The sequence below is a fragment of the Chromobacterium sphagni genome, from assembly GCF_001855575.1.
GTDB lineage: Bacteria > Pseudomonadota > Gammaproteobacteria > Burkholderiales > Chromobacteriaceae > Chromobacterium > Chromobacterium sphagni.
In genome coordinates this window covers 966,883-985,404 of the sequence record NZ_MKCS01000001.1, presented here as the reverse complement: position 1 = coordinate 985,404, position 18,522 = coordinate 966,883, and the positions used below count along the sequence as shown (strand labels likewise).

General features: G+C 65.8%; 19 protein-coding genes. 1 reads left to right on the top strand and 18 read right to left on the bottom strand.

Annotation, left to right across the window (positions count from 1 at the left end):
• Positions 1-8: 8 nt before the first annotated feature.
• Entirely contained in the window at positions 9-626 is a 618-nt protein-coding gene (locus tag BI347_RS04680; protein ID WP_071115407.1) for an RlmE family RNA methyltransferase, read from the bottom strand.
• Between the two features lie 157 nt (positions 627-783).
• On the opposite strand from BI347_RS04680, the gene yhbY reads away from it, so the two are divergent.
• Positions 784-1,104 (top strand): ribosome assembly RNA-binding protein YhbY, encoded by a 321-nt coding sequence (gene yhbY / locus BI347_RS04675; RefSeq protein WP_071113055.1) that lies wholly within the window; start codon positions 784-786, stop codon positions 1,102-1,104.
• A gap of 76 nt (positions 1,105-1,180) precedes the next feature.
• Here yhbY and BI347_RS04670 read toward each other — a convergent pair whose 3' ends face one another.
• The 17 genes from BI347_RS04670 to BI347_RS23455 all read right to left on the bottom strand — a co-directional run bounded on the left by BI347_RS04670 (position 1,181) and on the right by BI347_RS23455 (position 18,408).
• Positions 1,181-1,612 (bottom strand): DUF4149 domain-containing protein, encoded by a 432-nt coding sequence (locus BI347_RS04670; RefSeq protein WP_071113056.1) that lies wholly within the window; start codon positions 1,610-1,612, stop codon positions 1,181-1,183.
• A gap of 77 nt (positions 1,613-1,689) precedes the next feature.
• Positions 1,690-2,166, bottom strand: coding sequence for a transcription elongation factor GreA (greA, locus tag BI347_RS04665; protein WP_071113057.1), 477 nt, complete (start codon positions 2,164-2,166; stop codon positions 1,690-1,692).
• A 144-nt stretch (positions 2,167-2,310) separates the two neighbouring features.
• Positions 2,311-5,520: a carbamoyl-phosphate synthase large subunit gene (gene carB, locus BI347_RS04660; RefSeq protein ID WP_071113058.1), complete on the bottom strand. Its 3,210-nt coding sequence runs from the start codon at positions 5,518-5,520 to the stop codon at positions 2,311-2,313.
• A gap of 72 nt (positions 5,521-5,592) precedes the next feature.
• Positions 5,593-6,246 carry a leucine efflux protein LeuE gene (gene leuE, locus BI347_RS04655; protein ID WP_071115406.1) on the bottom strand — a complete coding sequence of 218 codons (654 nt, stop codon included), beginning with the start codon at positions 6,244-6,246 and terminating at the stop codon, positions 5,593-5,595.
• 13 nt (positions 6,247-6,259) lie between these two features.
• Positions 6,260-7,387 (bottom strand): glutamine-hydrolyzing carbamoyl-phosphate synthase small subunit, encoded by a 1,128-nt coding sequence (gene carA, locus BI347_RS04650; RefSeq protein WP_071113060.1) that lies wholly within the window; start codon positions 7,385-7,387, stop codon positions 6,260-6,262.
• 205 nt (positions 7,388-7,592) lie between these two features.
• Positions 7,593-8,342, bottom strand: a complete 750-nt coding sequence (locus BI347_RS04645; RefSeq protein WP_083338701.1) for a type II secretion system protein N — start codon at positions 8,340-8,342, stop codon at positions 7,593-7,595.
• Positions 8,339-8,848: a type II secretion system protein GspM gene (gene gspM, locus BI347_RS04640; RefSeq protein WP_071115404.1), complete on the bottom strand. Its 510-nt coding sequence runs from the start codon at positions 8,846-8,848 to the stop codon at positions 8,339-8,341. The genes BI347_RS04645 and gspM overlap by 4 nt, the downstream gene beginning before the upstream one ends.
• Positions 8,848-10,038 carry a type II secretion system protein GspL gene (gene gspL, locus BI347_RS04635; protein WP_071113063.1) on the bottom strand — a complete coding sequence of 397 codons (1,191 nt, stop codon included), beginning with the start codon at positions 10,036-10,038 and terminating at the stop codon, positions 8,848-8,850. The genes gspM and gspL overlap by 1 nt, the downstream gene beginning before the upstream one ends.
• Positions 9,995-10,984 carry a type II secretion system minor pseudopilin GspK gene (gene gspK / locus BI347_RS04630; protein ID WP_158020734.1) on the bottom strand — a complete coding sequence of 330 codons (990 nt, stop codon included), beginning with the start codon at positions 10,982-10,984 and terminating at the stop codon, positions 9,995-9,997. The genes gspL and gspK overlap by 44 nt, the downstream gene beginning before the upstream one ends.
• Positions 10,981-11,565, bottom strand: coding sequence for a type II secretion system protein GspJ (locus BI347_RS04625; RefSeq protein WP_071113065.1), 585 nt, complete (start codon positions 11,563-11,565; stop codon positions 10,981-10,983). Before BI347_RS04625 ends, gspK begins: the two co-directional genes overlap by 4 nt.
• Complete coding sequence (gene gspI / locus BI347_RS04620; protein WP_071113066.1) at positions 11,562-11,942, bottom strand: type II secretion system minor pseudopilin GspI; 381 nt, start codon at positions 11,940-11,942, stop codon at positions 11,562-11,564. The genes BI347_RS04625 and gspI overlap by 4 nt, the downstream gene beginning before the upstream one ends.
• Positions 11,939-12,412 (bottom strand): prepilin-type N-terminal cleavage/methylation domain-containing protein, encoded by a 474-nt coding sequence (locus BI347_RS04615; RefSeq protein WP_071113067.1) that lies wholly within the window; start codon positions 12,410-12,412, stop codon positions 11,939-11,941. The genes gspI and BI347_RS04615 overlap by 4 nt, the downstream gene beginning before the upstream one ends.
• A 24-nt stretch (positions 12,413-12,436) precedes the next feature.
• A complete protein-coding gene (gene gspG / locus BI347_RS04610) occupies positions 12,437-12,880 on the bottom strand; it encodes a type II secretion system major pseudopilin GspG (protein ID WP_071113068.1) in 444 nt (147 codons plus the stop codon).
• Positions 12,881-12,969: 89 nt separating this feature from the next.
• Positions 12,970-14,181: a type II secretion system inner membrane protein GspF gene (gene gspF, locus BI347_RS04605; RefSeq protein ID WP_071115402.1), complete on the bottom strand. Its 1,212-nt coding sequence runs from the start codon at positions 14,179-14,181 to the stop codon at positions 12,970-12,972.
• A gap of 1 nt (position 14,182) precedes the next feature.
• Entirely contained in the window at positions 14,183-15,643 is a 1,461-nt protein-coding gene (gene gspE, locus BI347_RS04600; protein ID WP_071113070.1) for a type II secretion system ATPase GspE, read from the bottom strand.
• Positions 15,640-17,775 (bottom strand): type II secretion system secretin GspD, encoded by a 2,136-nt coding sequence (gene gspD / locus BI347_RS04595; RefSeq protein WP_071115401.1) that lies wholly within the window; start codon positions 17,773-17,775, stop codon positions 15,640-15,642. Before gspD ends, gspE begins: the two co-directional genes overlap by 4 nt.
• 9 nt (positions 17,776-17,784) lie before the next feature.
• Positions 17,785-18,408, bottom strand: a complete 624-nt coding sequence (locus BI347_RS23455) for a hypothetical protein (RefSeq protein WP_071113072.1) — start codon at positions 18,406-18,408, stop codon at positions 17,785-17,787.
• Positions 18,409-18,522 lie beyond the last annotated feature (114 nt).

Here is an 18,522-nt window from a genome sequence, read left to right as displayed (position 1 = left end):
AACTTGTGTCAGCGGCGACCCTTGCCCAGCAGGTAGATTTCGCTGGAACGGTCGCGCGATGCCTTGGGTTTGCGGGTGACCACCTCGTCGAACAGCTCGCGCATGGCCTTGAGGTAGGACTGAAAATCGCTGCCCTGGAATACTTTGACGAGAAAGTGTCCGCCGGGTTTCAAATGATCGCGCGCAAAATCCAGAGCCAGTTCGCAAAGCAGGAAGCTCCTGGCCTGGTCGATGGCGCTCATTCCTGACATATTGGGCGCCATGTCGGAAATTACAAGGTCAAGCGACCTGCCATCCAGCAAAGCCTCGAACTGTCCGAGCACTTCCTCTTCGCGGAAGTCTCCCTGGATGAAGCTGACGCCCGGCACCGGGTCCATCGGCAGAATGTCGAGCGCGAACACCTTGCCGGCGTCGCCGACGATGCGCGCGGCCACCTGCGACCAACTGCCCGGGGTGGAGCCCAGGTCGGCCAGCACGGTGCCGGGCGCTATCAGTTTGTCCTTGTCGTTGATTTCCAGCAGCTTGTAGGCGGCGCGGGCGCGGTAGCCGTCCTTTTGCGCCATCTGCACATATTGATCGTTGACGTGTTCATGCAACCAGCTGTTGCTGCTCTTGCTTCTTGCCATCGTGGCGAATGCTTTCTATCGGTTCAATCGTCAGGATAGCCGAATTACGCGGCTCGCATGGCGCTATCCTGTTGTTTTTCGGTTATTTCAGGCCCGGACTTTGGGTATGGGGCCAAATTCTAGTAGAATCGGCTTTTGCTTTGAATTCCCTGTTTCCATGAAAATTGAACTCAAGCCGTTCCAGCGCAAATACTTGCAAGGTCTGGCGCACGGCATCGACCCGGTGGTGATGGTAGGCAACAACGGCCTGACCGAGGCCGTTGTGCGCGAAATCGCCATCAGCCTGGACGCCCATGAACTGATCAAAGTCCGCGTGCAGGGCGACGATCGCGAAGCCCGCGTCGCCATGTTCGAGCAGATCTGCGAGCAACTGGACGCTGCTCCGGTGCAGCACATTGGCAAGCTGCTGGTGCTGTGGCGCCCCAGCGACAAGCAGCGCATCGCGCTGCCGAAGAACAAGCAGGCGCTCAAGGGCTGAGTCCAGCCTGTGTGCCGGATGTGAGAAAGCGGTGGCCTAGGCCACCGCTTTCTCTTTGCCCGCTTGCGACCAGCGGCTAAGCCCGGTCCTGCCAGACATAGGCGAGGCCCAGCAGGCTCTGCGCCAGGTAGATCAGGCTGGAAATCGCGTGCCAAGTGGCGAAGCCGCCGCCGAACAGCCCTTCCGCAGCATGATTCATCTGCTGCTTGAGGGTGACGATGATGGGCGCCACGCCGAACTGGTTGATCAGCGTGCACACCAGCATCCCCACCACCAGCCAGAAGCCGCCGTGCTTGACGCCGCCGACGCCGTTGCGCCAGATCTGGTCCACCAGCAGGATCACACCGCACACCAGCCCCACCCAGGCGATGACGGCGAACAGCCTGCCCGCCACCATCCCGGCCGTGGCCGCATCCAACGATTTGAACAAGACCGGCGCCACTATGATGCCGATCACCCACAAGCCGCCAATCCAGAAGGTTTTGGCGAGAGCACGCAAGCCGTCCATCGTTCCCCCAAACTCAGCAATGGCCGCAACCGGAAAAAACGCGCGATGCCAGGCGCCGCGCGTTGTTCAGGTCGGACTCAGATGTATTTGACGTCCAGAACTTCGTATTCGCGGATGCCGCCGGGCGCCACCACTTCCGCCACGTCACCGGCTTCCTTGCCGATCAGCGCGCGCGAGATCGGCGAATTAACCGACACCTTGCTGACCTTGATGTCGGCTTCGTCGTCGCCGACGATCTGGTAGGTGACGCTCTCTTCGGTTTCCAGGTCCATCAGTTCGACGGTGGCGCCGAACACCACGCGGCCGTCGGCGTCCAGTTCCATCGGATTGATGATCACTGCATTGGACAGCTTGCCTTCCAGGTCGGCGATGCGGCCCTCCACGAAAGCCTGGCGCTCCTTGGCGGCGTCGTACTCGGCGTTCTCCGACAGGTCGCCATGCGAACGCGCCTCGGCAATGGCCTCGATCACCGCCGGACGCTCGATGCTCTTCAGGCGTTGCAGTTCTTCCTTCAGAAGCTCGGCGCCACGTACAGTCAACGGGACTTTGATCATTACAGTATTCTCCACAGGCGGTTATCCGCCTTCATCAAAAGCACAAGCCGCCGTACGGGACGGCGGCTTGCACAAGCGGGTTTGAGCGGAATTGTAACGGCAAATCGCCTCCGCATCAAAGCCTACCGGTCAATCACCCTTTCTTCAGCCGCCGATCTGCGCATGCAGCTCCTGCACGCTGTAGACATCGAAGGCCTCGGCATGGCTCATGCCCACGCACACCGCCTTGGCAGCGGACAGCGTGGTGTACTGCGGCACGCGCGCCTGCAAGGCAGAGCGGCGGATGGAATGGCTGTCCTGGATCGCCAGGCGCTTTTCATCCACAGTATTGACCACCAGATCCACTTCGCCGTTCTTGATCATGTCGACGATGTGCGGACGGCCTTCGTTCACCTTGTTGACCACCTGCACGATCAGGCCGGCCTCGCTCAGATGCTTGGCGGTGCCGCGCGTGGCGCAAATGCCGAAGCCCAGCCGCTGCAGCTCGCGCGCCACATCCACCGCGCCGTTCTTGTCGGAATCGCGCACCGACAGGAACACCTTGCCGGTCTTGGGCAAGCGGTCGCCGGCGCCCAGTTGCGCCTTGACGTAGGCCTCGGCGAAGGTCTTGCCGACGCCCATCACTTCGCCGGTGGACTTCATTTCCGGCCCCAGGATGGTATCGACGCCGGGGAACTTGATGAAGGGGAACACCGCTTCCTTCACCGCGTAGAACGGCGGGATCACCTCACTTGTGAAGCCCTGCTCGGCCAGGCCGATGCCGGCCATCGCGCGGGCGGCGATCTTGGCCAGCGGCGCGGAGGTCACCTTGGAGACGAAGGGCACGGTGCGGCTGGCGCGCGGATTCACTTCCAGCACGTAGATGGTTTCGCCCTGGATGGCAAACTGCACGTTCATCAGACCCACCACGTTCAGCGCGCGGGCCATCGCCACGGTCTGGCGGCGGATTTCGTCCTGCTGCGCCGGGAACAGGCTGTACGGCGGCAGCGAGCAGGCCGAATCGCCGGAATGGACGCCGGCCTGTTCGACGTGCTGCATGATGCCGCCGATCACCACGTCCTTGCCATCCGACACGCAGTCCACGTCTACCTCGATGGCGTCGTTGAGGAAGCGGTCCAGCAGCACCGGGCTGTCGTTGGACACCTTCACCGCCTCGCGCATATAGCGTTCCAGGTCGGCCGGCTCGTGGACGATTTCCATCGCGCGGCCGCCCAATACATAAGACGGGCGCACCACCAGCGGATAGCCGATTTCCTCGGCCAGCTTCATCGCCTCGGCCGGGGCGCGGGCGGTGCGGTTCGGCGGCTGCTTCAGGCCCAGTTCCTGCAGCAGCTTCTGGAAGCGCTCGCGGTCTTCGGCGGCATCTATCATGTCCGGAGTGGTGCCGATGATGGGCACGCCGTTGGCCTCCAGCGCCCGCGCCAGCTTCAGCGGAGTTTGGCCGCCGTACTGCACGATAACGCCGAACGGCTTCTCGATGCGGCAGATCTCCAGCACATCTTCCAGAGTCAGCGGCTCGAAGTACAGGCGGTCGGAAGTGTCGTAGTCCGTCGATACCGTTTCCGGGTTGCAGTTGACCATGATGGTCTCGAAACCGGACTCGCGCAGGCTGAGCGCGGCGTGCACGCAGCAGTAGTCGAACTCGATGCCCTGGCCGATGCGGTTGGGTCCGCCGCCCAGCACCATCACCTTCTTGCGGTCGGTGGGCTGCGATTCGCACTCCTCCTCATAGGTGGAGTACATATAGGCGGTATTGGTGGCGAACTCCGCCGCGCAGGTGTCCACCCGCTTGTACACCGGGTGCAGCCGCAGCGCCCAGCGCTTGGCGCGCACCGCAGCCTGATCGGTGCCCAACAGCTCGCCCAGGCGGCGGTCGGAGAAGCCCTTGCGCTTCAGGCGGCGCAGCTCGGCGTAATCCAGCTCTTCTACCCTGCGGCCGGACAGGGCCTTTTCCTCGCCGATCAGATCCTCGATCTGCGCCAGGAACCACGGATCGATCTTGCTGACGGCGTGGATGTCGTCGCGGCTCATGCCGATGCGGAAGGCATCGGCCACGTACAGGATGCGCTCCGGTCCGGGGGTGCCCAGTTCGTGGCGGATGGCGGATTCGTCGCGGGTGACCGGATCGAAGCCGGACAGGCCGGTCTCCAGGCCGCGCAGCGCCTTCTGCATCGATTCCTGCAGCGTGCGGCCCATCGCCATCACCTCGCCCACCGACTTCATCTGGGTGGTCAGGCGGTCGTCGGCCTGCGGGAATTTTTCAAAGGCGAAACGCGGAATCTTGGTGACTACGTAGTCGATGGACGGCTCGAACGAGGCCGGGGTGGCGCCGCCGGTGATATCGTTCTTCAACTCGTCCAGCGTGAAGCCCACCGCCAGCTTGGCGGCGATCTTGGCGATCGGGAAGCCGGTGGCCTTGGACGCCAGCGCCGACGAACGCGACACGCGCGGGTTCATCTCGATGACGATCATCTCGCCGGTGGCCGGATTGGTGGCGAACTGCACGTTGGAGCCGCCGGTATCCACGCCGATCTCGCGCAGCACCGCCAGACTGGCGTTGCGCATGATCTGGTATTCCTTGTCGGTCAGCGTCTGCGCCGGGGCCACGGTGATGGAGTCGCCGGTGTGCACGCCCATCGGGTCGAAGTTCTCGATGGAACAGATGATGATGCAGTTATCGTTCCTGTCGCGCACCACTTCCATCTCGTACTCTTTCCAGCCCAATACCGACTGCTCGATCAGCAGCTCATGGGTGGGAGAGGCTTCGAAGCCGCGCTCGCAGATGGTGAGGAACTCTTCCTTGTTGTAGGCGATGCCGCCGCCGGAGCCGCCCATGGTGAACGACGGGCGGATCAGCGTCGGGAAGCCCACCTTGGTCTGCGCCTCCAGCGACTCCTCCATGCTGTGGCAGACGAAGGACAGCGGGCAGGACAGGCCAATCTTGGCCATGGCCTCCTTGAAGCGGCCGCGGTCTTCCGCCTTGTCGATGGCGTCCTCGCTGGCGCCGATCAGCTCGACCTTGTACTTTTCCAGCACGCCGTGCTTGGCCAGGTCCAGCGCGCAGTTCAGCGCGGTCTGGCCGCCCATGGTCGGCAGGATGGCGTCCGGACGCTCCTTGGCGATGATCTTCTCCACCACCTTCCAGGTGATGGGCTCGATGTAGGTGACGTCGGCCATGTCCGGATCGGTCATGATGGTGGCCGGATTAGAGTTCACCAGGATGACCTTGTAGCCCTCCTCGCGCAGGGCCTTGCACGCCTGGGCGCCGGAGTAGTCGAATTCGCAGGCCTGGCCGATGACGATGGGGCCGGCGCCAATGATCAGGATGCTTTTTATGTCGGTACGCTTTGGCATGGTCTTAACTCTATTTCAATAATCAATTCGGTCTGGCCGCGCGGCGCTGCTGCGCGCGCGGCGCACTCACTCTCAACCCAGGCCCGCCGCCGCCAGCTTGGCGCCGAAGCCGACGAACAGCGCGCCCACCGAGCCGCCCAGCGCCGCCGACAGCTTGCGTCGGCGGCGGAAGGCCGCGGCCAGCCGGTTGCCGGCCAGGATCAGCAGCGTCATGTAGCTCAGGCTGAAGAACTGCACGATCAGCCCCAGGCCGGCAAAGGTCAGCGCCGGATACGGGTAGCCCGGATCGACGAACTGGACGAAGAAGGACACGAAGAACAGGATGGCCTTGGGATTCATCAGGCTGATCAGCAGCGCCTTGCGGTAGGGGTGGCCGCTGGCCAGCACCGACGGCGTCGCCGAGGCCTCCTCGCCGCGCCGCATCCGCCGCCAGGCGACGATGGCGCCTTTCACCATATTGAAGCCCAACCAGGCGAGATAGCCGCCGCCCAGGTACTTGACCACCGCGAACAGCGCCGGATTGGCCTGCAGCAGGCCGGCGGCGCCGAACGCGGCCAGCGTCATCAGGGTCAGGTCGCCGCTCATCACGCCGCCGGCGGCGGCGAAGCCGGCGCGGATGCCGCGCTGCGCCGCCACCGACAACACGAACATCATGTTCGGGCCGGGCAAGAGGACGATGATCAGCGCGCCGATCAGATAGGTGGTGAGGTCGGTAATGCCTAACATGCTGTGCTCCGGATCACTTGCGCTCGGCCATCGCGCCGATGAAGCGGTCGAACAGGTAGGCCACGTCCTCCGGCCCTGGGCTCGCTTCCGGGTGGCCCTGGAACGAGAATGCCGGACGGTCGGTCAGCGCGATGCCCTGCACCGTGCCGTCGAACAGCGAACGGTGGGTGACGCGGACATTGGCCGGCAGGCTGGTCTCGTCCACCTGGAAGCCGTGGTTCTGGCTGGTGATCATCACCCGGCCGGAGTCCAAGTCCTGCACCGGGTGGTTGGCGCCGTGATGGCCGAACTTCATCTTCGAGGTTTTAGCGCCGGCGGCCAGGCCCAACAGCTGATGGCCGAGGCAGATGCCGAACACCGGCAGCCGGCTGTCCAGAATCTGCTGGATCGCCTCGATCGCGTAGTCGCATGGTTCCGGATCGCCGGGGCCGTTGGAGAGGAACACGCCGTGCGGATTCATCGCCAGCACGTCCTTGGCCGGCGTCTGGGCCGGCACGATGGTCAACTGGCAGCCGCGCTCGGCCAGCATGCGCAGGATGTTGTGCTTGACGCCGAAGTCGTAGGCCACCACGTGGAAACGGGTGGACGACTGCACCTGGTAGCCGGCGCCCAGCTTCCACTGGCGTTCGGTCCAGGCATAGGGTTTCTTGCAGCTCACCACTTTGGCCAGATCCTGGCCGGCCATGCTGCCGAAGCCGCGCGCCAGCTCAAGCCCGCGCGCCTCGTCGATGTCGCCGGCCATGACGCAGCCGGCCTGGGCGCCCCGCTCGCGCAAAATGCGCGTCAGGCGGCGGGTGTCGATGTCGGCGATGGCGACGACCTTGTGCTTCTTCAAATAATCGGACAGCGAATCTTCGGCGCGGAAGTTGCTGTGCAACAGCGGCAGATCGCGGATGATCAGGCCGGATGCAAAAACGGCGCTGGATTCGGTGTCTTCCGAATTCGCGCCGACGTTTCCAATATGGGGATAAGTCAGGGTGACGATCTGCCTGGTATAGGAGGGATCGGTCAGAATCTCCTGATAGCCGGTGATGGCGGTATTGAACACCACCTCGCCCACCGTATGGCCGGTGGCACCGATAGCACTACCTTTGAAAAGCGTGCCGTCAGCCAAGACAAGGATTGCGGGGATGGTTGACACTGGCTGGCTCCTGTTGCATTTGCCCGGGCGCTTATACAAAAACCGGCTGCGCCGGTTCCGTTTCCCACCCTGGGGATTTTCGAATTTCTTATGTGAATAACGGGACTAGGCGCCTCGCGCCAGTCCCGTTTGGATAAACCTTTCTATAATATCGCGCATATTGCGCTTGCACAATACGGCAGTCGCCTATTTTGCAAAAAAATCGTCACATCCCCGGCTTCACCTGCCAGTTGACGCTGGTCGGTCCGGCCGGCTGGCCCAACATCAGCAGCAAAGGCTTGAGCGCGTCGTACTTGTCCGGCGGGCTGTCCGCCGTGCCGGTCATGCTGAAGGCGCCGCCCGCCGGCCAGCCGCCTTGGCCATTGAGCATCAGCGGCCCCTCCAGCGTGGACAGATTGAAACTGAGCCCCTGCGGCGTGCCCGTGGCGTCCAGCTGGTAGCTGCCGAAAGGCAGCACCGTGGTCAACGGCGAAGCTGCGCCGCGCCAGGCCAGCTGCACGCTGCCACTCAGATCCTTGCCCTGGCGCGAAAGCTGCGGCACCAAGAGCTGCAGCTCGCCGCCCAGCCGCGCCGCCTGCCAGGTCTTGGACAGATTGGCCAGCGCCGCCACCGGCAGCGACAAGGCCAGGCCGCGCACTTCCTGCTTGCCCAGCCCAAGCTGCAGCAAACCCGGCTGGCCGGCGCTGTCCAGATGCCAGACCAGCAGGCCTGACAGCAAGGCCTTAGGCTGCCATTGCCAGGCTAGCGGGCTCATGCCCTGCACTTCGCCGGCCGGCCCCAGGTACACCAGCTGGGCGCCGCCGTTCCAGACCGTGCCCCTGGCGTCGCCGACGCCCCAGCGGCCATCGCTCAAACGCGCCACCGGCAAGCCCAGCAGGCTGGCCGGCAATGCCGACACCACCCCGGCCAGCAGCAGCGCCGCCAGAAACAGCCATTTCACCATGCGCTGCCTCATGTCGCCGCTCCCGCATGCGCCAGCAACGCCTTGATCTTGACCTGGCCCGGCACCGGCTGCGCGTCCATCCGGACACTGACCACCCGCACCTGCTGTTGCGCCGCCAGCACCCCGGCGAAACGCACCCAGGCGTCGAAGCCCACTACGCCCTCCATGTCCACGCCGGACTCGCCGTCCGGGCTGAACTGCAAGGCCGCCACCGTCAGGCCCTGGCTCTTGGCCGTCTGCTGCAACAAGGGAATCAGTTCCTTGGCCGGCAGCGGGGTCTGCGTCGGCTGGCGCTTGAGCTTGTTGGCCTCGGCGGCCAGGCTTTGCACCGCGCCCAGCTCCGCCTGCAGCCTGGCAACCGACGTCCGGTTGCGCTGCAGCGAGCTGCTGGCCGGCTCCCATACCGCCAAATAGAGCAAGGCCACGCCCAGCACCAGCCCCATCGCCGCCAGCAGGCGCTGCTCGCGCACGCTGCGCTGCCGCCAGTAATCGAGAAATTGTTGCGTGTAGGCTTTCATCACGGCTCCCGCGCCACCACCAGTTGTTTGCTGCCGGGTTGGCTGCTGGACGCGTCCAGCATGATCTGCCGCGCCGTCAGCAGCTTGCGCCAGCGCGCCAGGCTTTCCGCCGGCACCTCGGCCACCTGCAGCTTCAGCCTGCCGGCCTCGTACTCCAGCGTGCGCACCTGCAGATCGCGTCCGCTCACAGCCGCCAGCGCCCCCATCAGTTCCAGCATGTCGTCGCGCGCCGGCTGGCCATGGGAAAGCCGCAGCTTGTCCACCGAGCGCATCATCGCCAGCGCGCTGCTGCCCGGCAATGCCTGGCCGCCGATCCACGGCGTCGCCGCGCTGCGGATCTGCTGCGACAGGCTGTGCTTTTGCCAGGCGTACCAGCCCGCCTGGCCAAGCGTCAGCAATAGCTGGGCCGCCAGCAGGCCGCCCAATAGCCAGCCGCAACGCTGCAGCGACGGCGCCCAATCGCGCCAGCGGCGGTTGGCCGCCAGTTCGCCCTGGGCGAAATCGAATCCGCCCTCGCGCCGTCCCTGGCGCCAATCATAGGCTTCGCCGCGCACGCTTTCGCCCTGCCAGCCCGGCAAGCGGCTCAGCAATTCATCGGCGCTGTCCACTCCGCTCAAACGCAGGCGAGCAGGCGGCGCCAACGCCAGCAGCGAGGCGAACAAGGCCTGCTCCACCTGGCTGCCGCCGCGCGGCAGGCTGGAGGCATAGGGCGAGGCGGCGCGCACCAGCCAACGGTCGGTCAGCCGCGTCACGCTCCAGCCATCGGCCGGCGGCGGCGCCAGCAGGCACTCCTCCGGCACAATGCGGTCGCACAGCCGGCCCAGGCTTTTCAGCATCGCCACCGCGCGGCGCAGCGGCATCGCCTCGGTCACCGCCACCGCGCGGCGGCCGTCCGCCAGCGTCGCGCCCAGCGCGTACAGATTGGCGGCCGGATCGTTGGCCAGGCGCTCTTCCAGCGCGAAGCCCATCACCGCCGGCGTCGGCTGCTTCACCGCTTCCGGCAGCCGCACCTCGGCAAACAGCGTGCGGCCGGCCGGCAGCACCAGCTCGCAGTGGTCGGCCCTGGGCCAGCCGCTCGGCGCGCTGTCGCCCTGGGCGCTCAGCTCGCCACGGGCGCCCAGCAGGGCCCACGGCAAGCCGGGCTCGCTATCGGGCCAGCCCGTCCGCAGATAGAGTCGCAGCGTCGTCATGTTTCTCCCCACCCGGCCGCGCCAACTGGCTGCGGCCATCATTGCCGTCCTGCCGCCACAACAGCTTGACGACGTTCTGGCTACTGTAAATCATCGCCCGGATCTGCAGCCGCGCCTTGCCGAAGCTGGCGCGGCTCTCCAGTTGAAAGTAATTGGACGCCGCGGCGTAGTCGGTATCGGCGATGATGCCCGGCCCCGGCAGCCGCGCCTTGAAATCGGCCGCGTCCTTGAAATAATTGCTCTTGCGCTGGTTCATCAGCACCAGCAGATTGCCGTCGCCGACACCCGGCAGCAGCGTCTTCATCACCATGTCGGTCGCGGTGTTGACATTGATCTGGCTGACTCCGGGCGGCAGCGCCGCCACATGCGGCGCCAGCTTGTCCATGACCTCTGGCGTGTAGCCCGGCAGCCAGCGCAGCATCTCCACCCGCACCAGCGGGTGATTGGGCTGCGGCGCCGCCGGCGCGCCGTTGTCGCCGGCTGGCTTGTCACCCTCGTCGCGGCCGCCGCGCAGCGACTTGAGCAGCGGCTCGGATAGCTTGCTCGGCAAGCCCAGATTGACCAGCAGCCGCTTGTAGAACACCACCTGGCGGGTATTGGTCTGGCCGTTCACCACCAGCGAGTTCAGATTGAAGCGGCCTTGCAGATCGCCGAGCCCCCCGCTCACCTTCACGCCCTGCGCCTCGGTCTGCGGCAGCGGCTGCGCCCACAGCTGCGACAAGGCCACCACGCCGTTGCCGGCGGCGCCGTTGTTGAAACGCAGGATCTCCATCGCCCAGCCCAGGCCGGCATCGGCCACCAGCCGCAGCTGCGCGCGGCTGCGGTCGTTTTCCAGCTGATGCCACCACAGGCCCTGCTGCCACAGCACCAGGCTGGCCGCGGTGGTGGCCAGCGCCACGATCAGCAGCGCCATGATCACCGCCATGCCCGATTGCCGCCGTTTCATGGCAGCACCCATACGCGATGGGCCTGCTGCTTGCCCGGCATCAGCACCCTCATCTCCAACGCCCGCGCCACCCGACCCTGGGCGGCGTCGCTTATCGGCCAGGCATCCTGCCAGCTTCCGTCGTTCAACATCACCCGCCAGCTCACCTGCATGCCGGCCCCGAGCAACGCGTAGCTGATCGCCGCGCCGCCGCCGGCATCGCCGGCCGACCAGCTTAATCCGCCATTGCCGGCATGGTAGGAGACGCGCTCCACTCCGCCCGGATAACGGGTGGAAACCGCCTCCAGCACCAGCGACTGCCCCTTACCATCCTGCATCAGCGTCAGGCTGCTAGCGCCGAGCGTCAGGCCCTGCTGCTGATCCGCCGCCGTCGGCTGCGGCTGCTGGCCAGTGAGGTCGCTCTCCAGCCGGCGGAAGGCCCGCGCCACATCCACCCACTGCTCGCCGGTCTGCATCAGCCGCTCGCGGGCGATCAGCAGCGAGCCGAAAGCCTTGTAGCCCATCACCGACAGGATGGCCAACAGGCTCATCGCCACCAGGATTTCCAGCAGCGTCATGCCGCCCTGCCGCTGCGCGCTCAACCGCCGCCTCCCGGGGCCTGCCGCAAATAGCCGGTCATCTCCGCCAGCACGTAATGCCCGGCGCCTGGCGCCAGGATGCGCACCGCCACCTTGCGGAAATTGGGATTGGGCGTGGCGGTGATGTCGCGTTCCCAGCGCCATTCCATGCCATCGCTCTTGCTCTCGCCCGCCTGCTGTCCGGGCTCCGGGAACTGGCGCAGCGCCTGCAGCACCGCGATCTGGTTCTGCGCTTCCCAATTGGCCTGCATCCGCCGCTCCATGCCCTCGGCGTTGTCGGCGGCGAGCCCGGTGGCGCGCAGCAGCGCGCCCAGCGCCACCGCGATGATGGCCAACGCCACCAGCACTTCGAACAGGGTAAAGCCCTCTTGCCGTTTCATGAGCCGTCCGCCACCGTCACCCGCCCCAGCGGCGACTGCAATATCGTCAGCAGCCTGCCGGCGCCGCCCAAGCGGACAGCCAGCGTCGCCGCCCGCCCGTCCTGCCACAGCAGCAGGGGCTTGCCGGCCGGCCAGGGCTTGCCATCCAGCAGCACGCCCTCGCCCTGGATGCCGTCCGGCCATGGGTGGTCGGCCAGCAAGTCGTCGCTCACCGCTACCCAGTTGCCGTCGTCGTCCAGCCGGCTGAAGACATAGCCCTTGGCGCCATAGCTCAAGGCCAGCGTGTCTCCCATCTCGGCGGCGTCGCCGGCCTGCTCCAGCACCCGCGCGAAGCGGTAGGCCTCGTCGTTCAGCAGGCGATGGGTGTCGGGCCGCAGGCTGAGCGTAACGGTGGTGGCGAGGACGCCGACAATCAGCATCACCACCATCACCTCGATCAGCGTGAAGCCGCGCTGGCGCAGGCTAGTCATGCCGGGATCCACGCAGCGGCGCGCTTATTTGCCGCTATCCCAGTTGCCGATGTCGGCGTCGTTGCCCTCGCCGCCCGGCTCGCCGTCGGCGCCGAAGCTCCAGATGTCGATCTCGCCGTGGGTGCCGGGATTGGCGTACTGGTAGGCGTTGCCCCACGGGTCTTTAGGCAGGCGCTCCAGGTAGCCGCCGGGCTTCCAGTTCTTGGGTTCCGGCGCGGCGGCTGGCTTCTGCACCAGCGCCTGCAGGCCCTGGTCGGTGCTGGGGTAGCGGCCGTTGTCCAGGCGGTACAGCTTGAGCGCCTGGCTGATCGCGCCCAGATCCTGCTTGGCGGCGACGACGCGCGCCTCGTCCGGACGGCTCATCACCTTGGGCACCACCAGCGCGGCCAGCACGCCGAGGATGACGATCACCACCATGATCTCGATCAGGGTGAACCCGCGCTGGGCGGTGCGTTTCAACTGTTTCATTGCATCTCCGTCATTTGATCCGGCGGGCCTCAGCCATGCCGGGTTGCTTCAATTCGTCGCCATGAGCGGCGCCCTGCCGGACAGACCGCTCAATGCACCATCTGGTTCATATCTATGATCGGCATCATGATCGCCAGTACGATCAGCAGCACCATGCCGCCCATCACCAGGATCAGCAGCGGCTCCATCAGCGTGGTGAAAGTGGCCAGCTTGCGCTCCACCTCCTGCTCCTGCTGCTGCGCGGCGCGGTCCAACATCTGCGACAGCGTGCCGCTGGCCTCGCCGCTGGAGATCAGGTGGATCAGCACCGGCGGGAACTGCCGGCTGGCGTGCAGCGCGCGCGACAGCGACACGCCTTCCCTCACCTTGTTCATCGCGTCAGCCACCGCGTCCTGCATCGGCAGCATGGTCATCAAGCCGCGCGCGGTCTCCAGCGCGGTGAGCAAGGGCACGCCGGAACCCACCAGGATGGACATGGTACTGGCCATGCGCGCGGTGTTGAGCGCGCGGAACAGTCGGCCGAACACCGGCAGCTTGAGCACCCAGGCGTGGAAGCGGCGCTTGAGCAACGGCGCGCGCAGCGCGCGCGCAGTCAGCGCCGCCGCGGCGATGACGGCGATCAGCAGCAGCAGGCCCCACTGGCGCAGAAAATCGCTGCAAGCCACCAGCGCGCGGGTGAGAAAAGGCAGCGACTGCTTGGTCTGGGCGAACACGCTGACCACTTGCGGCACCACATAGGTCATCAGGCCGGATACCACCAGGATTGCGACGAAGGTCACCACCGCCGGATAGGCCAGCGCCAGCGTCACTTTCTGTTGGGTGTTCTGGCGCTTGTCCAGATATTCCGCCAGCCTCGCCATCACCATGTCGAGGTGGCCGGACTGCTCGCCGGCCTGCACCAGCGAGCGGTACAAGGGCGAGAATACGCCGGGCGCGGCGGACAGCGCCTGGGCGAAGCTCTTGCCCTCCATGATGTCGCTGCGCAGCGCCGCCAGCACGGTGCGGGTCTTGGGACTCTCCGCCTGCTCGGTCACCGCCGTCAGCGCCTTCTCCAGCGTCAGGCCGGCGTTGAGCAAGGTGGACAGCTGCTCGGTGATCATCACCAGTTCGGCGCGCGGCAGGCCGCGGCGCAGCACATTGCTGCCGGCGTTGCCGGTTTTGGCGTTGACGCTGTCCACTGCCACCGGCAGCAGGCCGCGCTCGCGCAGCTGCGCGCGGGCGGCGCGGGCGGAATCGGCGTCCAGCAAGCCGCTTTGCTCTTTTCCCGCCGCGTCGTAGGCGGTGTAGCGGAAGGCGGCCATATCAGCTTCTCGTCACCCGCAGAATTTCTTCCAGACTGGTCTCGCCGGCCTTGACCCAGCGCAGACCGTCGTCGCGCAGGCTACGCATGCCGTGGCGGGCGGCGTGGTCGCGCAGCCGCTGCTCGGAGGCACGGTCGTGGATCAGCCTCTGCATGGTGTCGTCCACCAGCATCAGTTCGTACACGCCATAGCGCCCCTTGTAGCCGGACTGGCTGCAGGCCGGGCAGCCCACCGGGCGGTAATGCACGATGTCCGGCTCGTCCTCCAGCGGCACCGGGTGCGGCGCCTTGCATTGCGGGCAGACGCGGCGCACCAGGCGTTGCGCCATCACCCCCAGCAAGCTTGACGCCAGCAGGAAGGGCTCCACCCCCATGTCGGTGAGCCGGGTCACCGCGCTGGCGGCATCGTTGGTGTGCAAGGTGGCCAGCACCAGGTGGCCGGTCAAGGACGCCTGCACCGCGATCTGCGCGGTTTCCAGATCGCGGATCTCGCCTATCATCACCACGTCCGGATCCTGGCGCAGGATGGCGCGCAGCGCCTTGGCGAAGCTCATGTCGATCTTGGGGTTGACCTGGGTCTGGCCGACGCCGTCCAGGTGGTACTCCACCGGGTCCTCCACCGTCATGATGTTGGTGTGGCTGGCGTCCAGCCGCGACAGCGCCGCGTACAGCGTGGTGGTCTTGCCCGAGCCGGTGGGGCCGGTGACCAGCAGGATGCCGTGCGGCTGATTGATCAGCTTGTCGACCGAGGCCAGCGTGTCGGCAGCCATGCCCAGCGTCGCCAGATCCAGCCGCGCGTTTTCCTTGTCCAGCAGACGCAGCACCACCCGTTCGCCGTGGCTGGTGGGCAGCGTGGACACCCGCACGTCCACCGGCCGGCCGCCCAGCCGCAGGGAGATGCGGCCGTCCTGCGGGATGCGTTTTTCGGCGATGTCCATGCCGGACATGATCTTGATCCGCGACACCATCGCCGCGTGCAGCGCGCGGTGCGGGCTGACCACGTCGCGCAGCGTGCCGTCCAGGCGGAAGCGCACCACAGAACGGTCTTCGAACGCTTCGATGTGGATGTCGGATGCGCCGTCGCGCAAGGCCTGCGTCAACAGCGCGTTGATCATGCGGATGATGGGCGCGTCGCCCTCGCTCTCCAGCAGATCCTCCACCGTCGGCAGGGACTCCACCATCTGGTTGAGGTCCATGTCCTGGCCGATGTCGTCCACCATCTCCGCCGCCGCGCCGTCGCGGCTGGCGTAGTGCTCGGACAGGCGCTTGTCAAACTGGCTGGCGCTGAGGGTTTCCACTCCTGCCAGCATCCCGCCGTGCAGGCGCAAGGCCTCCGCCCAGGCCGCCGGCCGCGCGTCTTCGCGCAGCAGCAACTGGCGGCCGCTTTCGCCATCCAGCAGAATCACGCCGTTGGCGCGGGCGAAGGGGAAAGCCAGCAACGGCATCAGCGTCGGCTTGTTCATTTAGGCAAGTCTTTCAGATCCCGCTCCAGGCTGGACTTGATGCCGCCCGGCGGCAGCGACTGAATCGCCGACTGAAGATCCAAAGGCAGCTTTTTCGCATCGCGGTTGAGATCGCCCAGAATGTATTGGTAACGGTCCTGCGCGATGATGCGGCCATCCTGTTCGCCGCGCAAAATGGTGGGCTTGAGGAAAATCATCAGATTGGTCTTGTTGTGGCTCTTGGCGCTGTAGCGGAACAGCCCGCCCAGCCATGGGATATCGCCCAGCAACGGCACTTTCTGTTCGGTATCGTCAACCTGGTCCTGCAGCAAGCCGCCAATCGCCAGGATGCTGCCGTCGTCGACGTTGGCGATGGTTTCCAGCATGCGGCGGTTGGTGGTGGGGCCGGCATTGGCGCCTGCGTTCAGATTGGGGCTCGAAGCCACCAGGCTGGCGGTTTCCTGCAGAATCTTCAGCCGGATGCTGCCGCCCTCGGAAATCTGCGGGGTGATTTCCAGATTAAAGCCGATAGTCTTGCGATCATAACTAGTGGTGACCACAGGCTGGCCGGTAGTGCTGCTGCTGGGAGTGCTCTGGTTGCCGATGGGGATCGGCACTTCCTGGCCGATCAGGATGCGCGCCTTCTCGTTGTCGGTCGCCAGCAGCGAGGGACTGGCCACCACATTGCTGCCGTTTTCGCTTTCCAGCGCCTTGGCCAACGCCGCGATATTGCCGTTGCGGATCCAGCCGAGATTGACCCCGCCGGAGCTGATCAGATTGCTGGCGAGCCCTCCGGTCACGCCGCCTGCGGCTATCCCGGCGGCGGTGCCGATGATGGAAGGGCCGCTCGTCCCGCTGGTGGTCGCGCCGGCAAAGTTGGTGCCGCCGACGATGGAACCGCCGGCAGCCTGCCACTGGACGCCCAGCTCCATCGCCCGCGTAGCCGACACCTCGACCACCAGGGCCTCCACCAAAACCTGGGCGCGGCGCTTGTCCAGCATGTCGATCACATTGCGCAGGTTCTGATACATGCTGTCGGGGACGTTGAGGATCAGCGCGTTATTGGTGGGATCGGCCTGGATCATCGAGCCGCCGCCACCCGCCCCGCCCCCGCCGCTGCCGGGGCTGTCGTTGACCAGGGGACTGGAGGTCGCCGGCGCATTGCCGTTACCGCTAGCGGTGGAGCCGGGCGCGCTATTGCCGCTTCCCAGACTGGAACTGGAGGTATTGCCGCTCAAGGCGCTGCCGCCCGCTGCGTTGCCGCCATTGGTGGTGACCGCGGTACGGCCCTGCAGCGGACCGGGGTCGCCGGTCATCAGCGCGCGCAACGTCTGCGCCACCTTGCCGGCCTCGGCGTTCTTCAGATACACCACCCGCACGTTGGAGCCAGCCTGGCTGGGCTGGTCCAGCATCTTCAGCAGGCTCTTGATCTTGCCGATCTTGCCCGGCGTGTCGGCGCGCACCATCAGCACGTTGGCGCGCGGATCGGCCAGGATGGTGGTCTTGCCGCTATCGGCGCCGCCTTCCTGCATCAGCTTGTTCAAGGTATTGGCCAGCTCCACCGCCGAACCGAACAGCACCGGCAGCACCACGGTATCGCCGGCGGCGGCGGACTCCACCGACTCGATGATGGACTCGATGCGCTGGATATTGTCCGCGTAGTCGGTAACGATCAGCGCGTTGGACTGCGGATAGGCCGCCACGGTGTTGTTGGGCGACACGATGGGACGGATCACCGGCACCAGCTGGTTGGCGTTACTGTTCTTCAGCGCGAACACCTTGGTGATCAGCCGGTCGCCGTCGCCGCGCGGAATACCCTTGCTGGCCTTGGCGTGCAGCTTGGCGTCGGCCTCCGGCACGATTTTGACCACGCCGTTGCCCTCCACTGCGGCGAAGCCCTGCAGGCGCAAGGAAGACAGCAGCACCTGATAGGACATCGCCCGCGACACCGGCCGGCTGGACACGATGTTGACCGTGCCCTTGACGCGCGGATCGATGATGAAATTCTTGCCGCTGATTTCGCCTATCGCCTTGACCACGGTCTCGATGTCGGCGTTGACGAAGTTGAGCATGACCGTGTCGTTTTGCGGGGCTGCCAGCAGTTGGCAGCTGTATGCCAGGGCCAGGGTGGCGACGAGTTTGGAAATTCGCATTGCACTCTCTTATTGGCGAATCATCGCGGCAGGATCTACCGCTGGTTGTGGCGGGGCTTCGGGTACGGAATTCTGGCCTGGAACGGGCACCGGAATCGCGCCGGGGCCGGCGGGCTGCATCTGGCCTGGCTGCAGCGGAGGCTGCATGGCCTGGCCGGCATCGCCGTCTCCGACAGCGACGCCGCCGCCGTTGCGCGGCTGCAGCGGCACAAACTGTTCATTGCCGCCGGAGCGCATGGTGACGCCGTTGGGAACGATCTTCACCAGTTCCCAGCCGTCGATGGTCTGCTTGCCCTGCAATAGCGCCTGGGCATGGCCGTTGCTGTCGATGATGGCGAAACCTTCCACGCCCGGCAGCGTGGGCGCGTACACGCCCAGCAGGCGCACCGGCGGCGGCGCGGCCACCGGCTGCTGCGGCGGCTCGCCAAACCAGTGGGCCTGGGCCGTGCCGGCGGCGGCCGTCTGCGGCTGGGCCGGGGCAAGAGTGCGATAGGCCTGCGCTGACGGCGCCAGCAGCGCCGTCAGTTGCTGTCCCAGCCAGAAAGCGGCCAGTCCCATGGCCAGGGCGGGCAACCCCTTGTGCCATTGCCGGCCCGGCAACTTCCAGCGGCTGAAATCCGGTTTGCGGCTCAATCTTGTCTTATCCCCAGAACCCATCGGCTTCCCGTTATAAAAATTATGCAGAACAACTGCGGCTGCAGGCTCGTTAGATTAAGCAGCAAGAGCGCCATTTTGCAATAGCTTGCC

Bases quoted from the DNA above. Each gene is read 5' to 3' on its own strand.
- BI347_RS04680 (WP_071115407.1), bottom strand. From the start codon at position 626: ATGGCAAGAAGCAAGAGCAGCAACAGCTGGTTGCATGAACACGTCAAC.
- yhbY (WP_071113055.1), top strand. From the start codon at position 784: ATGAAAATTGAACTCAAGCCGTTCCAGCGCAAATACTTGCAAGGTCTG.
- BI347_RS04670 (WP_071113056.1), bottom strand. From the start codon at position 1,612: ATGGACGGCTTGCGTGCTCTCGCCAAAACCTTCTGGATTGGCGGCTTG.
- greA (WP_071113057.1), bottom strand. From the start codon at position 2,166: ATGATCAAAGTCCCGTTGACTGTACGTGGCGCCGAGCTTCTGAAGGAA.
- carB (WP_071113058.1), bottom strand. From the start codon at position 5,520: ATGCCAAAGCGTACCGACATAAAAAGCATCCTGATCATTGGCGCCGGC.
- leuE (WP_071115406.1), bottom strand. From the start codon at position 6,246: ATGTTAGGCATTACCGACCTCACCACCTATCTGATCGGCGCGCTGATC.
- BI347_RS04645 (WP_083338701.1), bottom strand. From the start codon at position 8,342: ATGAGGCAGCGCATGGTGAAATGGCTGTTTCTGGCGGCGCTGCTGCTG.
- gspM (WP_071115404.1), bottom strand. From the start codon at position 8,848: ATGAAAGCCTACACGCAACAATTTCTCGATTACTGGCGGCAGCGCAGC.
- gspL (WP_071113063.1), bottom strand. From the start codon at position 10,038: ATGACGACGCTGCGACTCTATCTGCGGACGGGCTGGCCCGATAGCGAG.
- gspK (WP_158020734.1), bottom strand. From the start codon at position 10,984: ATGAAACGGCGGCAATCGGGCATGGCGGTGATCATGGCGCTGCTGATC.
- gspI (WP_071113066.1), bottom strand. From the start codon at position 11,942: ATGAAACGGCAAGAGGGCTTTACCCTGTTCGAAGTGCTGGTGGCGTTG.
- BI347_RS04615 (WP_071113067.1), bottom strand. From the start codon at position 12,412: ATGACTAGCCTGCGCCAGCGCGGCTTCACGCTGATCGAGGTGATGGTG.
- gspG (WP_071113068.1), bottom strand. From the start codon at position 12,880: ATGAAACAGTTGAAACGCACCGCCCAGCGCGGGTTCACCCTGATCGAG.
- gspF (WP_071115402.1), bottom strand. From the start codon at position 14,181: ATGGCCGCCTTCCGCTACACCGCCTACGACGCGGCGGGAAAAGAGCAA.
- gspE (WP_071113070.1), bottom strand. From the start codon at position 15,643: ATGAACAAGCCGACGCTGATGCCGTTGCTGGCTTTCCCCTTCGCCCGC.
- gspD (WP_071115401.1), bottom strand. From the start codon at position 17,775: ATGCGAATTTCCAAACTCGTCGCCACCCTGGCCCTGGCATACAGCTGC.